Genomic DNA, 16,730 nt, shown 5'->3' with positions numbered 1-16,730 from the left:
CCAAAGTCAAAAGAACCCCACCCCTTAATCCCCTCCCCGCTTGCGGGGAGGGGAGACAAAGCATCGCTTTGGCGGGGTGGGGTTCTTTGGGTTTAGTGAGCGATCAAACGGACATGATATAACCTCAGCTTATAAATTTTTTCTAGCCATAGCAAAAGTCAATGAAATCAAATATGTTGTATCTGGTAATGGTTAGGCACGACTTAATCAGACTCGATAAACATCAGCTTATACAGGGGTTAGTCTGAATTTGCATAGAGCGATCGCTTACTTGTAAACAAGAACCCAAAAGTAGTAAAATTACACTAGAAAATTACGGCTGTACCTCTGTTGATTGCGCTCAAAGCTAGTCAATAGAAAATATGCTTAGTTTATCCTCAACTCAAAATATTTCTCAAGTCGTAACCGAAAGCTACCCCTACGGTATAAATCAGAAAAAATTATCAGATTTACTTAGTTCGTAGGAGACAATAAGCTGAAGAGGAAATTTTCTTTCCTGGGATTTTGTTGGTGATATAACTAATAGGGCGTAAATTTCAAGTGAAGATAGAACAGTTTATTCAACGTACAGAAGCATTTCACAGGCGTTTGGCAGACTTGAACCAAACTGCGATCGCATTGCCTTGTTTAAAGTCGGAGATGTTACCGCAAGCTTTTAAAGAACTCAGTAGCAACTCCAGGATGTTGCAATTAGCCGCTGAGGAACTATACGTACAAAATGAGGATTTAATACGCACGCGAAATTTGCTCGAAGAACAATGCGATCGCTACCATAATTTATTTTATTTTGCACCAAACGCCTATTTATTAACTAATACTCAAGGCATAATTATAGAAGCTAACTATCTTGCTACCACCTTGTTTAAGATTCCTCAAAATTCTTTGGTAGGCAAAGCATTAATTAAGTTTTTTCCTTTAGAAGAACGTCGGCGGTTTCGCAATCACTTAGTAGAAGTATTAAAATCAGACAGCAGTAGAGAATTATCAGTCAGCTTGTACCAACGCGATGGGAAATTACTTAATTTAACTTTAACAGAAGCAGCCGATCCCAATCAACAGGGTAAACCGATAAACTTACTCTGGGTGGTGCGTGAAATTCCTCAGCCTGAGCAAACAGAAGCTAATAACGAAATTTACTTCACCGAAAATCGCTTTATATATAAATATTCTAAAGGAGAAACTATAACCCTCAAACCATCAGAAATTTTTTATGTTTGTCAGGGTTTAGTTAAACTTAATACATTTTGTGAAACTGGCGAAGAAGTGCTGACAGGGTTAGTAGGTGAAAAAATGGTTTTTGGCTCTAGTTTGACTTCTTTACAAACTTACCAAGCAACAGCGCTGGTGGATGTTGAGTTAGTTTCAATTGATGTTGCAGAAATAGCATCTCCGGCATTGAGTCATGCGCTTTTACCAAAAATTAATCAAAGATTGCGGCAGACAGAATCTTTTTTAGCTATTTCCGGAAGGCAACGAGTACAAGAGCGTTTACATTATTTATTATTACTTTTAAAACAAGAAATCGGTCAACCTATCCCACAAGGAACCCGCCTAAATGTTCGCCTCACCCACGAAGAACTTGCTAGCGCGTGTTGTACTACCAGAGTTACAATTACGCGATTGATGGGCAAGTTACAAAAACAAGGTGTAATTAGATTTGATTCAAAAAAGCATATAATTCTGCAAAATTTAACTTAGAACTGTAGTAAGCACTTTAGTGCTTTAATGGCTTTAATGGCTTTAATGAGGGCTTCAGCCCTCACTACGGTTTATTACCTAATCGTAAAGTTAAAGGGCAAACGAGCATAAACGCCGAGGGGATCGTTCATTTTTTGCATAATCGCTAATTCCTTTTGTAGTTTTTGGAATTCAGCGGTTAGTAAATCGGGTGATTTAGTTATTGTCTCAATTCCCAAAATAGTCCGCGCTTGTTGAGTTACCCCAGAAAAAAAGCGTTCTTCAAAGGTGCTGCGTCTGGGATGCTCTTGTAATTCCCAATCGTTTGCTAAATTCGCGCTTTTAGCCGCATAATCTATAGCAGCATCGATGCCGCCAATTTCATCAACTAAGCCGATTTGCTTTGCCGCTACCCCAGACCAAACTCGTCCTTGAGCGATTTCTGCTACCTTTTGTTGTGGAAGTTTGCGACCTTGAGAAACTTTGTTGAGAAATAGATTATAAATGCGGTTAACACTGCGCTGATAAACAGCTAACTCTTCGGGAGATTTGGGACGAGAGACGGTTTGACTATCAGCATAGCGTCCGGTTTTGACTGAATCCCAGGTGATGCCGTTATTATTCGCCAGTTTTTGCCCATTTAGCAGCAAGCCAAACACGCCGATTGAACCTGTGATGGTGTTTGGTTCGGCAAAAATGCGGTTGGAATCGCTGGCTATCCAGTAACCACCAGAAGCAGCGACATCACCCATTGAAACAACTACTGGTTTGATTTTGCGAGTTAGTCGTACTTCTCGCTGCATCACTTCTGCGGCAGTAGCGCTACCACCGGGACTGTTGATCCGCAGGACAACGGCTTTGACATTTTTATCTTGTCTTAGTTTGCGGAAGGTTTTGGCAAAGCGATCGCCTCCAACTTCACCATCGCTACCTTGACCATCGACAATTTCGCCTTCCGCATAAACCACAGCAATTTTATTTATAGAGTCGCGTTCTATACCAAATTGCTTGCCAGAAACTCCAGCGTATTCTGCTAAGTCGATTTGACGGAATGTTCTATCTTCCTTATCGCTATCAGTTAACTTTTTCAAATCGCTAACTACTTCATCAAAATAATCTACCCGATCTACCAAACCGCTAGACTTGGCTTCATCAGCCATTAAGACAGCTTGATTGTCGGCGATCGCCTGCAATTTTTGCGGAGTAAGTTTGCGACTTTTACCCACCGCTGTACGCCATTCTGACCAAACATCATCCAACAATTTTTGAGTTTGTTGGCGGTTCTCCGGACTCAACTTTGGCAGTATATACGGTTCCACCGCGCCTTTAAATTTACCAACGCGCACAACTTGAACACCTATACCATACTTTTGCAATGCTCCCGATAAAAACATCGTTTGTGTACTCAAACCGTTAACTTCCATCGCCCCTAGGGGATTGACGACAACCGTATCGGCAACCGAACTTAAGTAATATTCCCGTTCCCCCAATTCCATACCGTATGCTATAATCTTTTTTCCAGAAGCGCGAAACTTCTCCAACTCCTGACGGACTTCTTTAAGAGTCGCGAAACCCCCAACACCACTACCGGCTCCGGTATGAGTAGCATCTAAATACATAGCGACAATTCGTTTATCACGACGCGCTTTTTCTAAAGTATCGATCACCCTGCGGAGTGACATTCTATTCTCATTTTCACCTGAGAGTGCTTGCTGAAAAAGTTCGTTAGAACTTGGTTCGCTGTCAGTGATTTTCGTTGCCAAGTCAAAAACCAACACTGACTTATCCTTGACTATAGGTCCAGTGTCTTTGGAGGTAGCAGCTATCAGCAACAGAAAGAACAAAGTGCTGGTGCCGACACCGCAGAAAATAATCAGTCCCAGTAAGCTGCCAATTAAGCTAGCAAAAGTTTGTTTGAGAAAATTACGCATTTTTTTTAGTTATTAGTTAATAGTCAATTGTCAAAAACTTTGGACGATTGACTTGTTTGCTTATAATTCCACCGAATATCTCAAACCTAACATTTAAACGGCTTAAAGCTGCTGCAACTTATATTAACGTGAAGTTCGATGAACCTCTTTACCTTCCCAAGAAGAGGATGAACCTCTCCCCAACCCCTCTCCTACGAGGAGAGAAAGAAGAACAGCACACAATTAGTAACGTGAGTTTGATCAACTTCTCCCCCTTCCCAAGAAGAGGATGAACCTCTCCCCAACCCCTCTCCTACAAGGAGAGGGGCACATAATCCTCGTTTAGATGCAAGGCATCTTCTCCCCCTTCCCTACAAGGGAAGGGGGTAGGGGGTTAGGTTTCTATTTTTTGTAAGCTTCCAGAATTTTGCAACTGATATAAGGTAGCATTGCCAGTGCAGAATAGGACTGTAGTGATTTCGGCAATTAAGACATCAGCCAAATCGCACAATGCTGCTTCTCCCACCGCTGCTGCTTGCAAGAATGGCATTGCCAAACCTGCGATATCTGCTTTGAGAGCGATCGCTTTTGCTGCATCCAGTCCATGACGCAATCCCCCAGAAGCTATCAATGGCACTTCTGGCGCAACAGCCCGAATACTTGTAATACATTCTGCTGTCGGTAAACCCCAATCAGCAAAGGTTTGTCCTAAACGTCTTTGTAAAGCATTTTCTGCTCTTTCGCTTTCCACCTTCGCCCAAGACGTACCACCCGCACCGGCTACATCAATCGCTGTCACACCAGCGGCAATCAATTTCTCTGCCATTTTTGCAGAAATGCCATTACCTACTTCCTTGACAATTACAGGCACGGGTATTTTACTACATAATTCGGCGATTTTGTCAAGCAAACCGCGAAAATTTGTATCGCCTCGCGCTTGGATGCATTCTTGCAAAGGGTTTAGGTGTAAAATCAAAGCATCGGCTTCGAGAATATCGACTACGCGCAGACATTCATCTAAACCGTATTTATAATTAAATTGCACAGCGCCCAAATTTGCAAGTAGCAAAACGTCTGGTGCGTACTTTCGTAGCGCAAACGTATCAGCAACCGAGGGTTTTTCTACTGCCACACGCTGAGAACCGACACCCATTGCTATTTTATAGTGTTGTGCGACTTCTGCCAAACGACGGTTAATGATTCCCGCTTGTTCGGTACCACCAGTCATGGAAGAAATTAACAAAGGTGCTAAGAGAGTTTTTCCTAAAAACGTTGTGCTAATGTCAATGTCATTTCGGTCTAATTCCGGTAAACAACAATGAATAAAGCGATAGCGTTCGAGTCCATTAGTAATTTGCTGACATTGAACATCTTCCTCTAGACAGATGCGGATGTGGTCTGCCTTGCGACTTTGGGTAGAAAAGCTGGTGGGAACGTTCACGGGTAGATATAACTGAAAGGTTTGTAAATTATAATTCTGTAGTGAGCGCTGAAGCGCTCAAATTTGAGCGCTTCAGCGCTCACTACGAACAATTCACGACATGAACCATCAAGGTTGATAGCTAATAGCTAATTGCTTGTTTTTCCGATTAGCCATTAGCCATTAGCTATTACCGATTACCCATTCTTTCTTCTAAAGCGTCCTTAGCGTGTTCTCGGTCGTCAAAGTGGATTTTTTCGGTGCCGAGAATTTGATAATCTTCGTGACCTTTACCGGCAAGTAATACGCCGTCTCCGGGTTGAGCTTGTAAAATTGCAGTACGAATGGCAGTAGCGCGATCGCATATAACTGTCGGATTAATTGTATCAGGAATTCCCGCCAAAACATCTGCTAAAATTCGTTCTGGGTCTTCCGTCCGGGGATTATCTGATGTCACAACCGCTACATCAGCTAATTCAGCGGCGATTTTACCCATTTTCGGACGTTTAGTGCGATCGCGATCGCCTCCACAGCCAAACACGCAAATCATCTTCCCAGGAATAAACGGACGTGCGGCTTTCAGCAAATTTTCCAAACTATCGGGAGTATGAGCATAATCGACAATCACGCTAATTTCTTGCTCAGAAGTAATTTGCACTCGTTCCATCCGTCCGGGAACTCCCGGAAACTCCGGTATCACAGAAGCAATTAACTGCAAATCCACACCTAAGTGTAAAACTGCACCTACCGCCGCTAGGAGATTTTCTAAATTATATTGACCGACTAAAGGCGATCGAAAAGCAACTTTCCCCTTAGGTGTATGCATTGTACCACTTACACCATTAGGTTCGTAATTTAAATCACTCATCCACAAATCAGCCGTAGAATCGTTAACGCTGTAACTCCAAACCTTATCTGAATTCAAAGACGTAATTAATCGCTTTCCATAAACATCATCGCTGTTAATTATCGCCCTTCCTGTGAGATAATCAGAATTGAAAAGTAGTGCCTTCGCCGCAAAATAATCCTCCATATCAGTGTGATAGTCAAGATGGTCTTGAGTGAGATTGCTAAACACCGCCACCTCAAACTGACAACCCATCACCCTACCCTGCGCCAAAGCGTGAGAACTAACTTCCATCACTGCGAACTCATTGCCAGCATTTAAAGCTTCCGCCAGCTGCTGCTGCAACTCGACCGCAAACGGCGTAGTGTGGACAGCAGTTTGCTCAAAACCTGCCCAACGAGTATAGAGAGTTCCCATCAAAGCCGTATTTTTATTTGCCTTGTGCAGCAAATATTCAATCAAATGGGTAGTAGTAGTTTTGCCATTCGTACCCGTCATCCCCACCAGCTTGAGTTTTTGTCCGGGATAATTGTAAAAAGCTGCCGCAATTTGGGCACAAGCCTTAGTCATATCCTTTGCAGCGATCGCACACTCACTTGTGGGAGGATTTTTTTCAGCCGCCTGAGGTGAGATAATAGCAGCAATTGCACCGGATGCGATCGCACTTTGCCAAAACTCCCCACCATCAACTCGCGTTCCCGGCATACCGATAAACAAATCTCCCACACCACAAGCATGAGAATTCGTCTTCAAACCTTTCACAAGAGCATCCATCGCTGAATGTTCAGGTAATTGTCCAATTCCCTCTACACCCGCTAATAATTCACGCAGTTTCATCTTGCGAACCTCGTCACCCGCTAACATTGCGCTTATTTTGCACTATTTTTCAGTTTATACAAACACCTATAAATACTTCCGGAGCATTTTCTCCAATTGTGACACCGTTGCACGCGGCGAAGGACGAGGTATCATCTCCTCTCTTCCCTCTGCTGACTCTGCGTCTCTGCGGTAGCCTTCGGCAACGCCAGAGGCGAACGTTACAAAAAGCACCGGCACCTCATACTGATATGCAGCAAACCACTCATCACGAGTCATAATATCGCGAATTTCAAGTTGTAGAGACGCGAAATTTCGCGTCTCTACGATTTGTTCTAACTTTTCCTGCAACCCCTCGCATAAATGGCAACCAGGTTTACTGTATAAAATTAATCGCATTTGACTAAAACCAAAATTTAGCAATAGAACCTAGTATTGCCCATATTTGTTTAGAGCATATTACTTGTATTATTATCTTTGATGTTTTGGAGAGGGGTAAGTGCATAACATACTTTGTCCAACATCTAATTTTATGTAGATATTTTCAAAAATGCCGTGATTATAGCGAACCGTTCTCGGCATCGCATCAATTCGGTAATGCTTAGAATGCTTAATTGCGATATGCCTTCACTTCTTATTGTAATCGCTCTCTATTACTAACCATAGTCCAACAGGAGTAACCCCAATGAACCTTGTATCAGGTATCCACCACGTTGCAGTGATTACAGCGGATATCGACCGCTTTATCGACTTCTATACTGATGTATTCGAGATGCCAGTAATTTTCCAGGAGACGACCCCAGCCTTTCGTCACGCACTTCTACGGGCTGGACCACAGAGCGTGCTTCACGCAGTAGAAATGCCTGATAATGTCCATAGCTTTGGGTCTAAAAACATGTTTGGACGAGGACACATCGACCACTTAGCTTTGAATGTCCCAACAGAATCGGCATTTGAGATTATCCGTCGCAAACTCATAGACCGGGGTGTGAGTGATGGTGCGATCGCCGACCTTGGTTCAGTACTTAATCTATCATTTTTCGATCCTGATGGTATGCATATCGAAGTTTGCCTAATCGTTGATACCACACTGAAGGGTTTTCATCAACCACGACCCTATCGTAGCCCCAACAAAAGCTGAGATAAATCCTGATAGACCCATTAACACCCACGAAACGTGGACTTATGCTATAAGCCTGGGATTTAAATCCCAGGTGGGTAAAATGCTTGTTGCAAGATTAACCTTTGACAAAAAACATTAAGTTTGTCGTGCAGCTTTTCTGACAATTTCCACATCTACCTCTAATATTTCGGCAATTTCCTGCAAACTTAATCCGCGTTGCAAAAGCTTGGGAACAACTTCTACCACAATTTCTTGTTTACCTTCTTCCTTCGCTTCTTGATAAACTTTGGTGTGCTTAATCAAGCTTAAATTTAGCATTGCTTCTATCTCCTTTCGACTTAAATGGAGTTTTGACAAAAAACATTAAGTTTGTCGTGCAGCTTTTCTGACAGTTTCCACATCTACCTCTAATATTTCTGCAATCTCCTGCAAACTTAATCCGCGTTGTAAAAGCTTGGGAACAACTTCTACCACAATTTCTTGTTTACCTTCTTCCTTTCCTTCTTCCTTCGCTTCTTGATAAACTCTCGTGTGCTTAATTAAATCTAAATTGAGCATTGCTTCTATCTCCTCCCGACTTAAATTTGGAAACTTGTAAACAAAAATAGTCTCTATAAATTCTAAAACTTTCTCCTGAACAATGACATCTGTTAATTCTTCCCTAGCTTTGTTAACTAATTGTTTCGCAAATTCGATAGCGTTATTCTGACTTTCGACAATTAACTTCAAAATTCCTAAACCTAAAGATGATGCAACTTCCTCAAGTTCATTTAGGTAAACGCATCGCAGATGGATTTCTCTTAAAGCGTGATAACGCGGTGGATATACGCTTTCGTTGCTGCGTTTATCATATATAACTATAGCGTACCAATCAGGGTTAGCCGGTTGGTATTGACTAAAGTAAAGGAAGATTCCCGTAAAAAGTCTGTCATAGAATTCTTCGTCTTTGTAAAACCGAACTTATACAAAATAAATCGGTTCGTTAAAGAAGTTTTCTAAAGTTGAAAATACACCATCTAACCGAAAGCTGCGTTGTTTGATTTCTGGAGTTGTGAACTCGTAAATATTTGCGTTGGTTTGCGGTTTATTAATTAGTTCAAAGAAGATGTCAGGAAATTCTTTAAATAATTCGTAGAAAATTGCATCTGTTTTCATTTTTATTTAAGATGCTGTGCTGACATTGGCAAATATTTATTTTATATCACTCGCACACTCGTTCCCAGGCTCCAGCCTGGGAATGCATTCTCATTGGCTCTGCCAATGCTATAATTGAGGGAGGCAGCAGCCCTCCTGAAATGCTTTCCCATGCAGAGCATAGGAACGAGTCAGGCTAAATTTTGGCGATGATTTGCTGCACTCGTTGTAAACTAGTTTTATCCTGTCTTTGCGAATAGATTCTTACAGCTTGCTCAAAAGCTTGCTTTGCTTCGACTTTCTTTTTTAAACTTAACAAAGCGTTACCTTTATTTTCATGGATCTTCGGCAAAATTAGGATTGCGTTGAATTACGCGATCGCAATCTTTATAACTTAGCGCGTTCCGAGTTTAGCACTACTTAAATCAGCTTGTGCGATCGCCGAAGGCGGGCGCTTTGCGCCATCGCGCTTTTTTATCTTTCCACACTTAAGTATGAATGCATCTTGGTTACATAGCAATACATGAACCTAAAAACTTAAGCGTCAGTATTACTGATGACTTAACAGATATATTTGTTTTTTATCGCGTCTCATCCACCCGAAAAAATTAAGATTGTTAATAAATATAAAAGCTCCACTCATGAAAGAGCAGAGCTTTGTTAACTTATTTTTCCCAAACTTTACAATCCTTAACTTAGAACATATTCATGATAGTGATGACACTAGCACTGGTCAGCATAACTAAAACGCCCATCAACAAAGACTCTTTCAATGGGTTGGAAGATTTTGAATCGTTCATAATTAGTACAGTTTTTTATTTCTAAGGATTTTCTAAAGATATCAGTATAGGTATATATATCAATCAAATCAGAGTAAAACTTAAAATACTGTAAACTTTCTTAGTAAATGCAATAGTGTTTGCTGAGAAATGGGGAATGGGGAGATGGAAAGATGGGGAATGGGGAATGGGTAATGGGTAATGGAGAGTGGGGAGTGGGGAGTGGGGAGTGGGGAGTGGGGAGTGGGGAGTAGGGAGTGGGGAATGGAGAGTGGAGAGAACAAATTAGCTCCTTGTCTCCTTGTCTCCTTGTCCCCTTGTCCCCCTTGTCCCCCTTGTCCCCCTTGTCCCCCTTGTCCCCCTTGTCCCCCCACTCAAGAGCACTCCCCCTCGGTAGTAATTTCCGAATCTTGTAAATACCTTATTACCTACCGGGAAACGTGCCTTGATAATGTAAAATAAATCTTAAGCAAGGTAGAAATCATTCAACAAAAAAATTATGACAACCGCTTCTAGGGAATTTGCTTTTCAAACTGACAACTTTGACTTAGAGCAACTAAACAAGCAATTTGAAACCGCGCATCCCAAAGATATTTTGGCATGGTCACAAGAAAATATTCCAACTGGACTAGTGCAAACCAGCGCTTTTAACGTGGATGACTTGGTAATTACTCATATTCTTTATAATGAACTCAAGCATCCAGTCCCAGTAATATTTCTCGATACGCTGTATCACTTTCCGGAAACCCTGGAACTAGTTGCTAAAGCCAAAGAATTATACAATCTCGATCTGAAAACTTACAAAACTCCCGATGTAGATAGCCGCGAAGCCTTTACAGCTAAATACGGCGAAGCACTCTGGGATAAAGATATTACGCAATTTCACCAAGTAACAAAAATAGAACCGTTACAACGTGGTTTAGACGAACTGAACACAGTTGCTTGGATTACAGGTCGTCGTCGTGACCAAGCCGTAACTCGTGCTAATATGCCTGTATTTGAATTAGATAACCAAGGACGCCTGAAAGTTAATCCCCTGGCTGCATGGACACGCAAAGATAGCTGGGCTTACGTTGCTGAACACGGCGTTATTTACAACCCCCTACACGACCAAGGTTATCCCAGTATCGGTGACGAACCCATCACCAGCAAAGTAGGCGAAGGCGAAGACGAACGCGCCGGACGCTGGCGGGGAAGTGAAAAAACAGAATGTGGAATTCATATTTAGTTAGATAGAGCCTTTTTGCTGATACCAGTCATCTACTAACACAAAAATTATTCTCAACAGGGTCGAACCGTCGATCATAGTCATTGGGAGACCTCAAGCTTTGGTGTCGTTACCTTTGTTTTGCGGTTTCCCCTTCTTTTTTGCTACCCCATCTCACATAAGCTGTATAGTATTCTAGGACTTACGCATTGACAAAAAACATCATCTATGGGATCTAGATAATGCCATCACTGCTAAGGTTTGCAAAAATATGCTAACGTACAACTAACGTGAACATATTCCGTTCACTATTTTGTTATTCTGTCAATGCGTAAGTGCTATATTCGTAGGAATTTTCTCTACTAAGCTTCAGGAAATCCAGGTTGAGGAGAAATAGCATGTTTGTAGGATCAGAGTATGAAAAGCAAAGACAAGCAGTAATTAATTCGTTCAATTTGTATGAGAACAGTCGTAAGGAATTATTGGATAGTACCGATCAGTCTGACGGGCGTTCTGAGCAAGACTTACAGATTTTAAAGAAAGATGTTGAACTTGTAGCGGAAAATAAGTATTTACTTACAATTGTTGGTGAATCGAAATCTGGAAAATCTGCGTTTATTAATGGATTACTCAAACGGCAAATTTTACCTACCGGAATATTGCAATGTACCAGTGGCATTATTGAGATATTAGATACAGATAATGAACAAGACAAGAGAAAAGTTTACCTAAAAGTAAAATATGCCAACTCTAGAGAAACAGAAGAAAGTGATATTCCTAATATCCAAGAAAAGTTAAAGGAAATTGCTCAAATTTCAGAGGAATATCGGTCACTACCAGTTTTACAACTTAATCAATTCCTGATTGATGAAAGACCACAACAAATAAATGATCAAGATATTAACACTTTACTGTCGCGTACTGATGGTACATCTTCTAGACCGTTCTTGGAAAATCCCCACCAATTAGATGAGATTAAGTTTAAGCACTTAATCAAAGAATATTTAGAAGAGTATCGTGACTTATCAAAAATTTCTGTTGAAATAATAATGGGATATCCGCTCGGATTTAAGTCTGTACATTTACGCATTGTTGACACACCGGGTGTTAATGCGCGAGGAGGGCTGAAAGATGCAACTTTTAAATCTATGCTTGATGCGAGTGCAGTAATCTTTATCCATCCGATAAAAAATATTGCAAGTGAATCGTTGAAACATTTTATTGACACTGCTGTTCCTAACCAGGTTAAAGATAATATTTTTATGTTTTTAACCCATAAAGCACAATCCAGTTCAGATGATATTGATGAAATTCTGAAAGAAGCAAAAAAATTATTCCCTAACATTAAAGATGGGAGAATTATTGCCGTAGATAGTATACTCAAAAGAATCCATGATGAGCTTTTGGCAGGAAGAACATCTCAGAAACTCTATGATACGGATGAAGTTTTCAAACGTCTTATCGCTCAGTATAGGCTAGATTATAATGATGATCAAAATAAGATTTCGGCTGCTGTATATAAAGCTTCAAACTTCGCACTTGCAGAAAATATACTTAGAGAATTTTCGGAAAAGGCTTTAAGTGAGAGGCTAAGTTTGGTGGTTGCTCAAATTTCAGGTGGTTATAAAGAGCAAAAGCGTATTTATGAGGAAGTAATCCATTATAAACAAAGCAAAATCACTAAGACAGCACAAGAGTTTGATAAAGAAATTAATACGCTAAAAGAAAATCTAGAAAATTATCGGAGCATTCTAAACCAATTCTCCACTTTAAAACGCAAAGAATATAGTGGACTGAATAGTGGTGTTAATGCAGAGTTTTATGAATTGAAAGAGGAATATGTCAAATTATTAGAAAATGCTGCTGATGAAGATGCAATTTTGAAGTATATTGTTGATTTCAATAAGGATTGTGAGAAGAAAGTGGACTCCTGCATAACCAAATTGAATGAAGAATATACAAAGAAAATGGAAGAAGTGGGAGAAGAATTCAGGGTTAAATACAGCATAAATACTCCTAATATTGGCCTTAAAGATATTGCCGATAAAGCACGTGAAGCTGCTTACGTAGATACCAAGGTTCCTGGTGATAAAATGCAAAAGGCATTAGTGGGATTTGTTTTGGGTGCTTTGGGTGGCGGTGCTCCAGCAGCAATAGCAGCAGCATTTGTTGCTGGTGGTGGTGTGGCAGGTCCGATTGGAGCGATAGCAGTAGCAGTAGCAGCAGGAATAGTAAACGGGATAAACGAATACAATAAAGGAACTCCCGGAGAGATTAGAAAAGACTTTGATCAGAAAAAATATAAAGATGGGTTGATACGTGAAGCAAAAATACTTATTAGCACGGTTGCTGGCGAAATGGTGACAAACATTGCGAAAGTGTTTGATGAATACGATAATAAGTTTCAAGAAAAGCTTAGTACAATAATAGATGAACGCCAGGAAGCTTATGAGAACTTAAAAAATCAAAGACAGCAAGCTGGAGAGCTACAGAAAGAAATAGAACAGTTAAGTTATAATTTAATATCCGTAGATAAGCAGCTTGAAATATTGCAAACACTCTGAAATAAAGTTTGTCATAGAATTGACAGGTGGGTGATGATATGAACCAATTCCAAGAGACTGAAACCGCTATTAACAGAGATATAGATCGAGTATTTCAAGAAGTTTATGAAGAGATTCGGAAAAACTATTTTGTCACTGGAAATGATGATTTAGAACGTTTACAGAGTGCAATAAGTCAGTATGTTCCGAGAATGATTGCAAACAAAAAATGGTTGCTATTAGATACAACATTGAATTACTTGACTGAAGATGCAATAAGAAATTTAGAGGGATATGAAAGTAAGGTTCCTAATTCTTTTTACCAGCAAAATCGAGATTTTAGAGAGAAAAGAAAGGTTGAATTTCAGCATTCTGAATCTAAAAATTCAGTTTTGTTATCACCTGATCCTCGCTTTGTCTACAGTGCAGTTTCAGGTGTCGGAGGTTGTATTCTTGGAGGACTTATAGGTATAAATATATTGAAGCTGGAATTTCCTATATTGCCGACCTTCGCAGTTGTATCGGCTATAGGTGGAGCTATAGTTACTTACTATAACACAACATCTATAGCTATGCAAAAGATTGAAGAAGATGTTATGGAATATCTTCAGAAATCGCAAACTCAGGCTAAAGAAGAATTGAATAAGACTATTGAAAGTTATAGTGATGAATTCAACAATTTTTTGAAAGAGCATATATCGGTTTAGCAAAATATTTATAGATTACATTAGCGAATCACAGACTGTTAGGGAGCATCCCAATTAACAGTTTCTACTGATTGTGTTTCCACGTGTAATCGCGATCGCTCATCTTTTCATACAGGCGATGCACTTTGTTAATGGCATGATATAAGAAGTAAGCAACGAGCCAATACAATGCAAAAGCAGCTTAAACAAATGGTTGTATCCGATCCAAGAGTAATGATGGGAAAACCTGTAATTGTTGGTACACGTATCACCGTTGAGTTAATTCTAGAAAAGTTGGCTGCTGGTGAAACCCCAGAACAAATTTTAGAATCACATCCGCGACTCACACGCGAAGCAATTCAAGCAGCTTTAGCATTTGCGGCTGAGGCTTTACGATATGATGTCATTTATCCCATTGTTGAGAATGCTTCTTGAAATTTCTAGCAGACGAGAATTTAGATTGGCAGATTGTTGAGCGTTTGCGTCAAGATTGCCATTTAGTGTGGTACGTTGCTGAAATGCAACCAGGAATTTCAGATGATGTAGTGCTGGATTTGGCTAATCAAGAAGAAGCTATATTATTAACGTCTGACAAAGATTTTGGTGAATTAGTGTTCCGCTTACGTCGTATTGCTTCAGGTGTTGTATTAATTCGATTACCAGGGTTATCGACAATCAGTAAAGCAGAGATTATTGCCAATACAATTAATCAACACAACGTTGAGTTACTGGGAGCTTTTACTGTTATTACACCAAGAGCAATTCGCATTCGCAGGCTTGAGAATTGAATGCTGAAAATAAAGTACTTTTTAAGTGAGTTAAAAATTCCCCAGTGATATCAAAGGTTTTAGCCTTTGCTTTCATCATCAAATCCGGCCTTATGAACGAAACTTTGTTCTTTCAGCCTCTAATTCACATAAGCCGTTTATTAATCCAGCTCTTTTGCCTGTTTTATGCTAAACCCACTCACGCTATTATTAATAATGCACATGAAAATCTTGAAAGTCCTTGTATGTAAGGGTTAAAGGCTATCAAGCAACAAGTTTCTAGTATTGTGTTCCATAAAAACAACGCAAGAGCCATTAATCCTTAGTCATTTGTCATTAGTATTTAGACAAATAACTAATGTCTAATGACTAAGGACAAATATGATTAAAATCCTCCACCTCTCCGACATCCACATGGGAAGCGGTTTTTCCCACGGACGCATTAATCCAGAAACTGGTTCAAATACACGGTTGGAGGATTTTGTCAAGACTTTATCTCGATGTATCGATCGCGCGTTAACAGACCCGGTGGATATGGTGATATTCGGTGGCGACGCCTTCCCGGATGCGACACCGCCACCATATGTACAAGAAGCCTTTGCCAGTCAGTTTCGCCGCCTCGTGGATGCTAATATTCCCACAGTGCTGCTGGTAGGCAATCACGATCAGCATTCTCAAGGACAGGGAGGCGCGAGTTTATGTATTTACCGCACCTTGGGAGTGCGGGGTTTTGTTGTCGGTGATACCTTAACTACTCACCACATCCAAACCCGCAATGGAAGCGTGCAAGTTATGACTTTACCTTGGCTGACACGTTCGACGTTGATGACGCGCCAAGATACTGATAATTTATCACTTGCGGAAGTCAACCAGCTATTAACAGAACGCTTGCGAGTAGTTTTAGAAGGAGAAATTCGCCGTTTAGATCCGGATGTGCCAACTGTGCTTTTAGCTCACTTAATGGCTGATAATGCGACTTTAGGAGCCGAGCGTTTTTTGGCTGTGGGTAAAGGCTTTACACTGCCATTATCTTTGTTAACGCGACCTTGTTTTGATTATGTGGCATTGGGACATGTCCACAAACATCAAAATCTGAATAAATCTAACGATCCGCCGGTGATTTATCCGGGAAGTATTGAGCGGGTGGATTTTAGCGAAGAAAAAGAAGATAAAGGTTATGTGATGATAGAATTGGAGCGGGGTAACGCTGAATGGGAATTTTGCCGTTTGGATGTGCGGACTTTCCGGACAATTGAAGTAGATGTATCCAAGGCAGAAGATCCGCAGGGAGCTATCATGAAAGCGATCGCCAAACATAATATAGAAGACTCCGTAGTTAGACTCATTTACAAACTTCGTTCCGAACAGTTGGATTTAATTGATAACGCTTCACTGCATAATGCTTTAACTACAGCGCACACCTACACCATTCAACCAGAATTAGTCAGTCAATTGGCTCGTCCGCGCATTCCCGAACTGAGTGCTAGTAGTAGCATCGATCCGATGTCAGCCTTAAAAACTTATTTGGATAATCGCGAAGACTTGAAAGACATCGCAGCATCTATGTTAGAAGCAGCAGACAAGTTGCTTGCAGACGATGTAGAAGTCTGGCTGGAAAAAGCAACTAATTAGGGGAGTGGGCATGGGGCATTGGGCAATGAGGAATGGGTAATGGTAAAAAACGCATTCCCAATTCCCAATTCCCAATGCCCAATGCCCGATGCCCTATTCTGAAAAAAACTATCTGTAGATAGTATTGCTAGTTAATCAGTCCAATTTAAAATTTTACAACTATTGCTCAGAAATCTGCCAAAATTGCAA

The 16,730-nt window shown here is 40.6% G+C and carries 15 protein-coding genes and 1 pseudogene; 8 read left to right on the top strand and 8 right to left on the bottom strand.

Features of this window, described 5'->3' with window-relative positions; all coding sequences use genetic code 11:
* Positions 1 to 540 precede the first annotated feature (540 nt).
* On the top strand, positions 541 to 1,698 hold the full coding sequence (locus PI95_RS07220; protein WP_039737899.1) for a helix-turn-helix domain-containing protein: 1,158 nt from the start codon (positions 541 to 543) through the stop codon (positions 1,696 to 1,698).
* A gap of 74 nt (positions 1,699 to 1,772) precedes the next feature.
* Here the strand turns inward: PI95_RS07220 and sppA are convergent, their stop codons facing one another.
* The 4 genes from sppA to PI95_RS07200 all read right to left on the bottom strand — a co-directional run bounded on the left by sppA (position 1,773) and on the right by PI95_RS07200 (position 7,069).
* Positions 1,773 to 3,608: a signal peptide peptidase SppA gene (sppA, locus tag PI95_RS07215; protein ID WP_039737897.1), complete on the bottom strand. Its 1,836-nt coding sequence runs from the start codon at positions 3,606 to 3,608 to the stop codon at positions 1,773 to 1,775.
* 373 nt (positions 3,609 to 3,981) lie between these two features.
* Complete coding sequence (gene fni, locus PI95_RS07210) at positions 3,982 to 5,028, bottom strand: type 2 isopentenyl-diphosphate Delta-isomerase (RefSeq protein ID WP_039737896.1); 1,047 nt, start codon at positions 5,026 to 5,028, stop codon at positions 3,982 to 3,984.
* 169 nt (positions 5,029 to 5,197) lie between these two features.
* Positions 5,198 to 6,691 (bottom strand): UDP-N-acetylmuramoyl-L-alanyl-D-glutamate--2,6-diaminopimelate ligase, encoded by a 1,494-nt coding sequence (locus PI95_RS07205; protein WP_039738336.1) that lies wholly within the window; start codon positions 6,689 to 6,691, stop codon positions 5,198 to 5,200.
* A 66-nt stretch (positions 6,692 to 6,757) separates the two neighbouring features.
* The gene (locus tag PI95_RS07200; protein ID WP_039737894.1) at positions 6,758 to 7,069 is read right to left on the bottom strand and encodes a glutaredoxin family protein; all 312 of its coding nucleotides are present in this window, start codon (positions 7,067 to 7,069) and stop codon (positions 6,758 to 6,760) included.
* A gap of 286 nt (positions 7,070 to 7,355) precedes the next feature.
* Between PI95_RS07200 and PI95_RS07195 the strand changes: the two genes are divergently transcribed.
* Positions 7,356 to 7,811 carry a VOC family protein gene (locus PI95_RS07195; protein ID WP_039737893.1) on the top strand — a complete coding sequence of 152 codons (456 nt, stop codon included), beginning with the start codon at positions 7,356 to 7,358 and terminating at the stop codon, positions 7,809 to 7,811.
* Positions 7,812 to 7,928: 117 nt separating this feature from the next.
* Here the strand turns inward: PI95_RS07195 and PI95_RS07190 are convergent, their stop codons facing one another.
* From PI95_RS07190 to PI95_RS07175, 4 genes and pseudogenes are all read right to left on the bottom strand, one after another.
* Positions 7,929 to 8,111 carry a hypothetical protein gene (locus tag PI95_RS07190; protein ID WP_039737891.1) on the bottom strand — a complete coding sequence of 61 codons (183 nt, stop codon included), beginning with the start codon at positions 8,109 to 8,111 and terminating at the stop codon, positions 7,929 to 7,931.
* Between the two features lie 45 nt (positions 8,112 to 8,156).
* Positions 8,157 to 8,948 (bottom strand): annotated as a pseudogene (locus PI95_RS07185) (Rpn family recombination-promoting nuclease/putative transposase).
* A 175-nt stretch (positions 8,949 to 9,123) separates the two neighbouring features.
* Positions 9,124 to 9,279 (bottom strand): tetratricopeptide repeat protein, encoded by a 156-nt coding sequence (locus tag PI95_RS07180; protein WP_163518683.1) that lies wholly within the window; start codon positions 9,277 to 9,279, stop codon positions 9,124 to 9,126.
* A gap of 528 nt (positions 9,280 to 9,807) precedes the next feature.
* Positions 9,808 to 10,080, bottom strand: a complete 273-nt coding sequence (locus PI95_RS07175) for a hypothetical protein (protein ID WP_163518667.1) — start codon at positions 10,078 to 10,080, stop codon at positions 9,808 to 9,810.
* Positions 10,081 to 10,205: 125 nt separating this feature from the next.
* On the opposite strand from PI95_RS07175, the gene cysH reads away from it, so the two are divergent.
* From cysH to sbcD, 6 genes are all read left to right on the top strand, one after another.
* The gene (cysH, locus tag PI95_RS07170; RefSeq protein ID WP_039737889.1) at positions 10,206 to 10,934 is read left to right on the top strand and encodes a phosphoadenosine phosphosulfate reductase; all 729 of its coding nucleotides are present in this window, start codon (positions 10,206 to 10,208) and stop codon (positions 10,932 to 10,934) included.
* A 377-nt stretch (positions 10,935 to 11,311) separates the two neighbouring features.
* Positions 11,312 to 13,477 carry a dynamin family protein gene (locus PI95_RS07165; protein ID WP_039737888.1) on the top strand — a complete coding sequence of 722 codons (2,166 nt, stop codon included), beginning with the start codon at positions 11,312 to 11,314 and terminating at the stop codon, positions 13,475 to 13,477.
* A gap of 26 nt (positions 13,478 to 13,503) precedes the next feature.
* On the top strand, positions 13,504 to 14,163 hold the full coding sequence (locus PI95_RS07160) for a hypothetical protein (RefSeq protein WP_039737887.1): 660 nt from the start codon (positions 13,504 to 13,506) through the stop codon (positions 14,161 to 14,163).
* A 168-nt stretch (positions 14,164 to 14,331) separates the two neighbouring features.
* Entirely contained in the window at positions 14,332 to 14,577 is a 246-nt protein-coding gene (locus PI95_RS07155) for a DUF433 domain-containing protein (protein ID WP_039737886.1), read from the top strand.
* Positions 14,574 to 14,930 (top strand): DUF5615 family PIN-like protein, encoded by a 357-nt coding sequence (locus PI95_RS07150; protein ID WP_039737883.1) that lies wholly within the window; start codon positions 14,574 to 14,576, stop codon positions 14,928 to 14,930. Before PI95_RS07155 ends, PI95_RS07150 begins: the two co-directional genes overlap by 4 nt.
* Before the next feature lie 360 nt (positions 14,931 to 15,290).
* Positions 15,291 to 16,541, top strand: a complete 1,251-nt coding sequence (gene sbcD / locus PI95_RS07145) for an exonuclease subunit SbcD (RefSeq protein ID WP_039737881.1) — start codon at positions 15,291 to 15,293, stop codon at positions 16,539 to 16,541.
* The last annotated feature ends 189 nt before the right edge of the window (positions 16,542 to 16,730 follow it).

It is taken from the genome of Hassallia byssoidea VB512170 (genome assembly GCF_000817785.2).
Lineage (GTDB): Bacteria > Cyanobacteriota > Cyanobacteriia > Cyanobacteriales > Nostocaceae > Hassallia > Hassallia carrinoi.
Note: the sequence above shows the minus strand (reverse complement) of the source record. Positions and strands in the feature narration are given on the sequence as shown.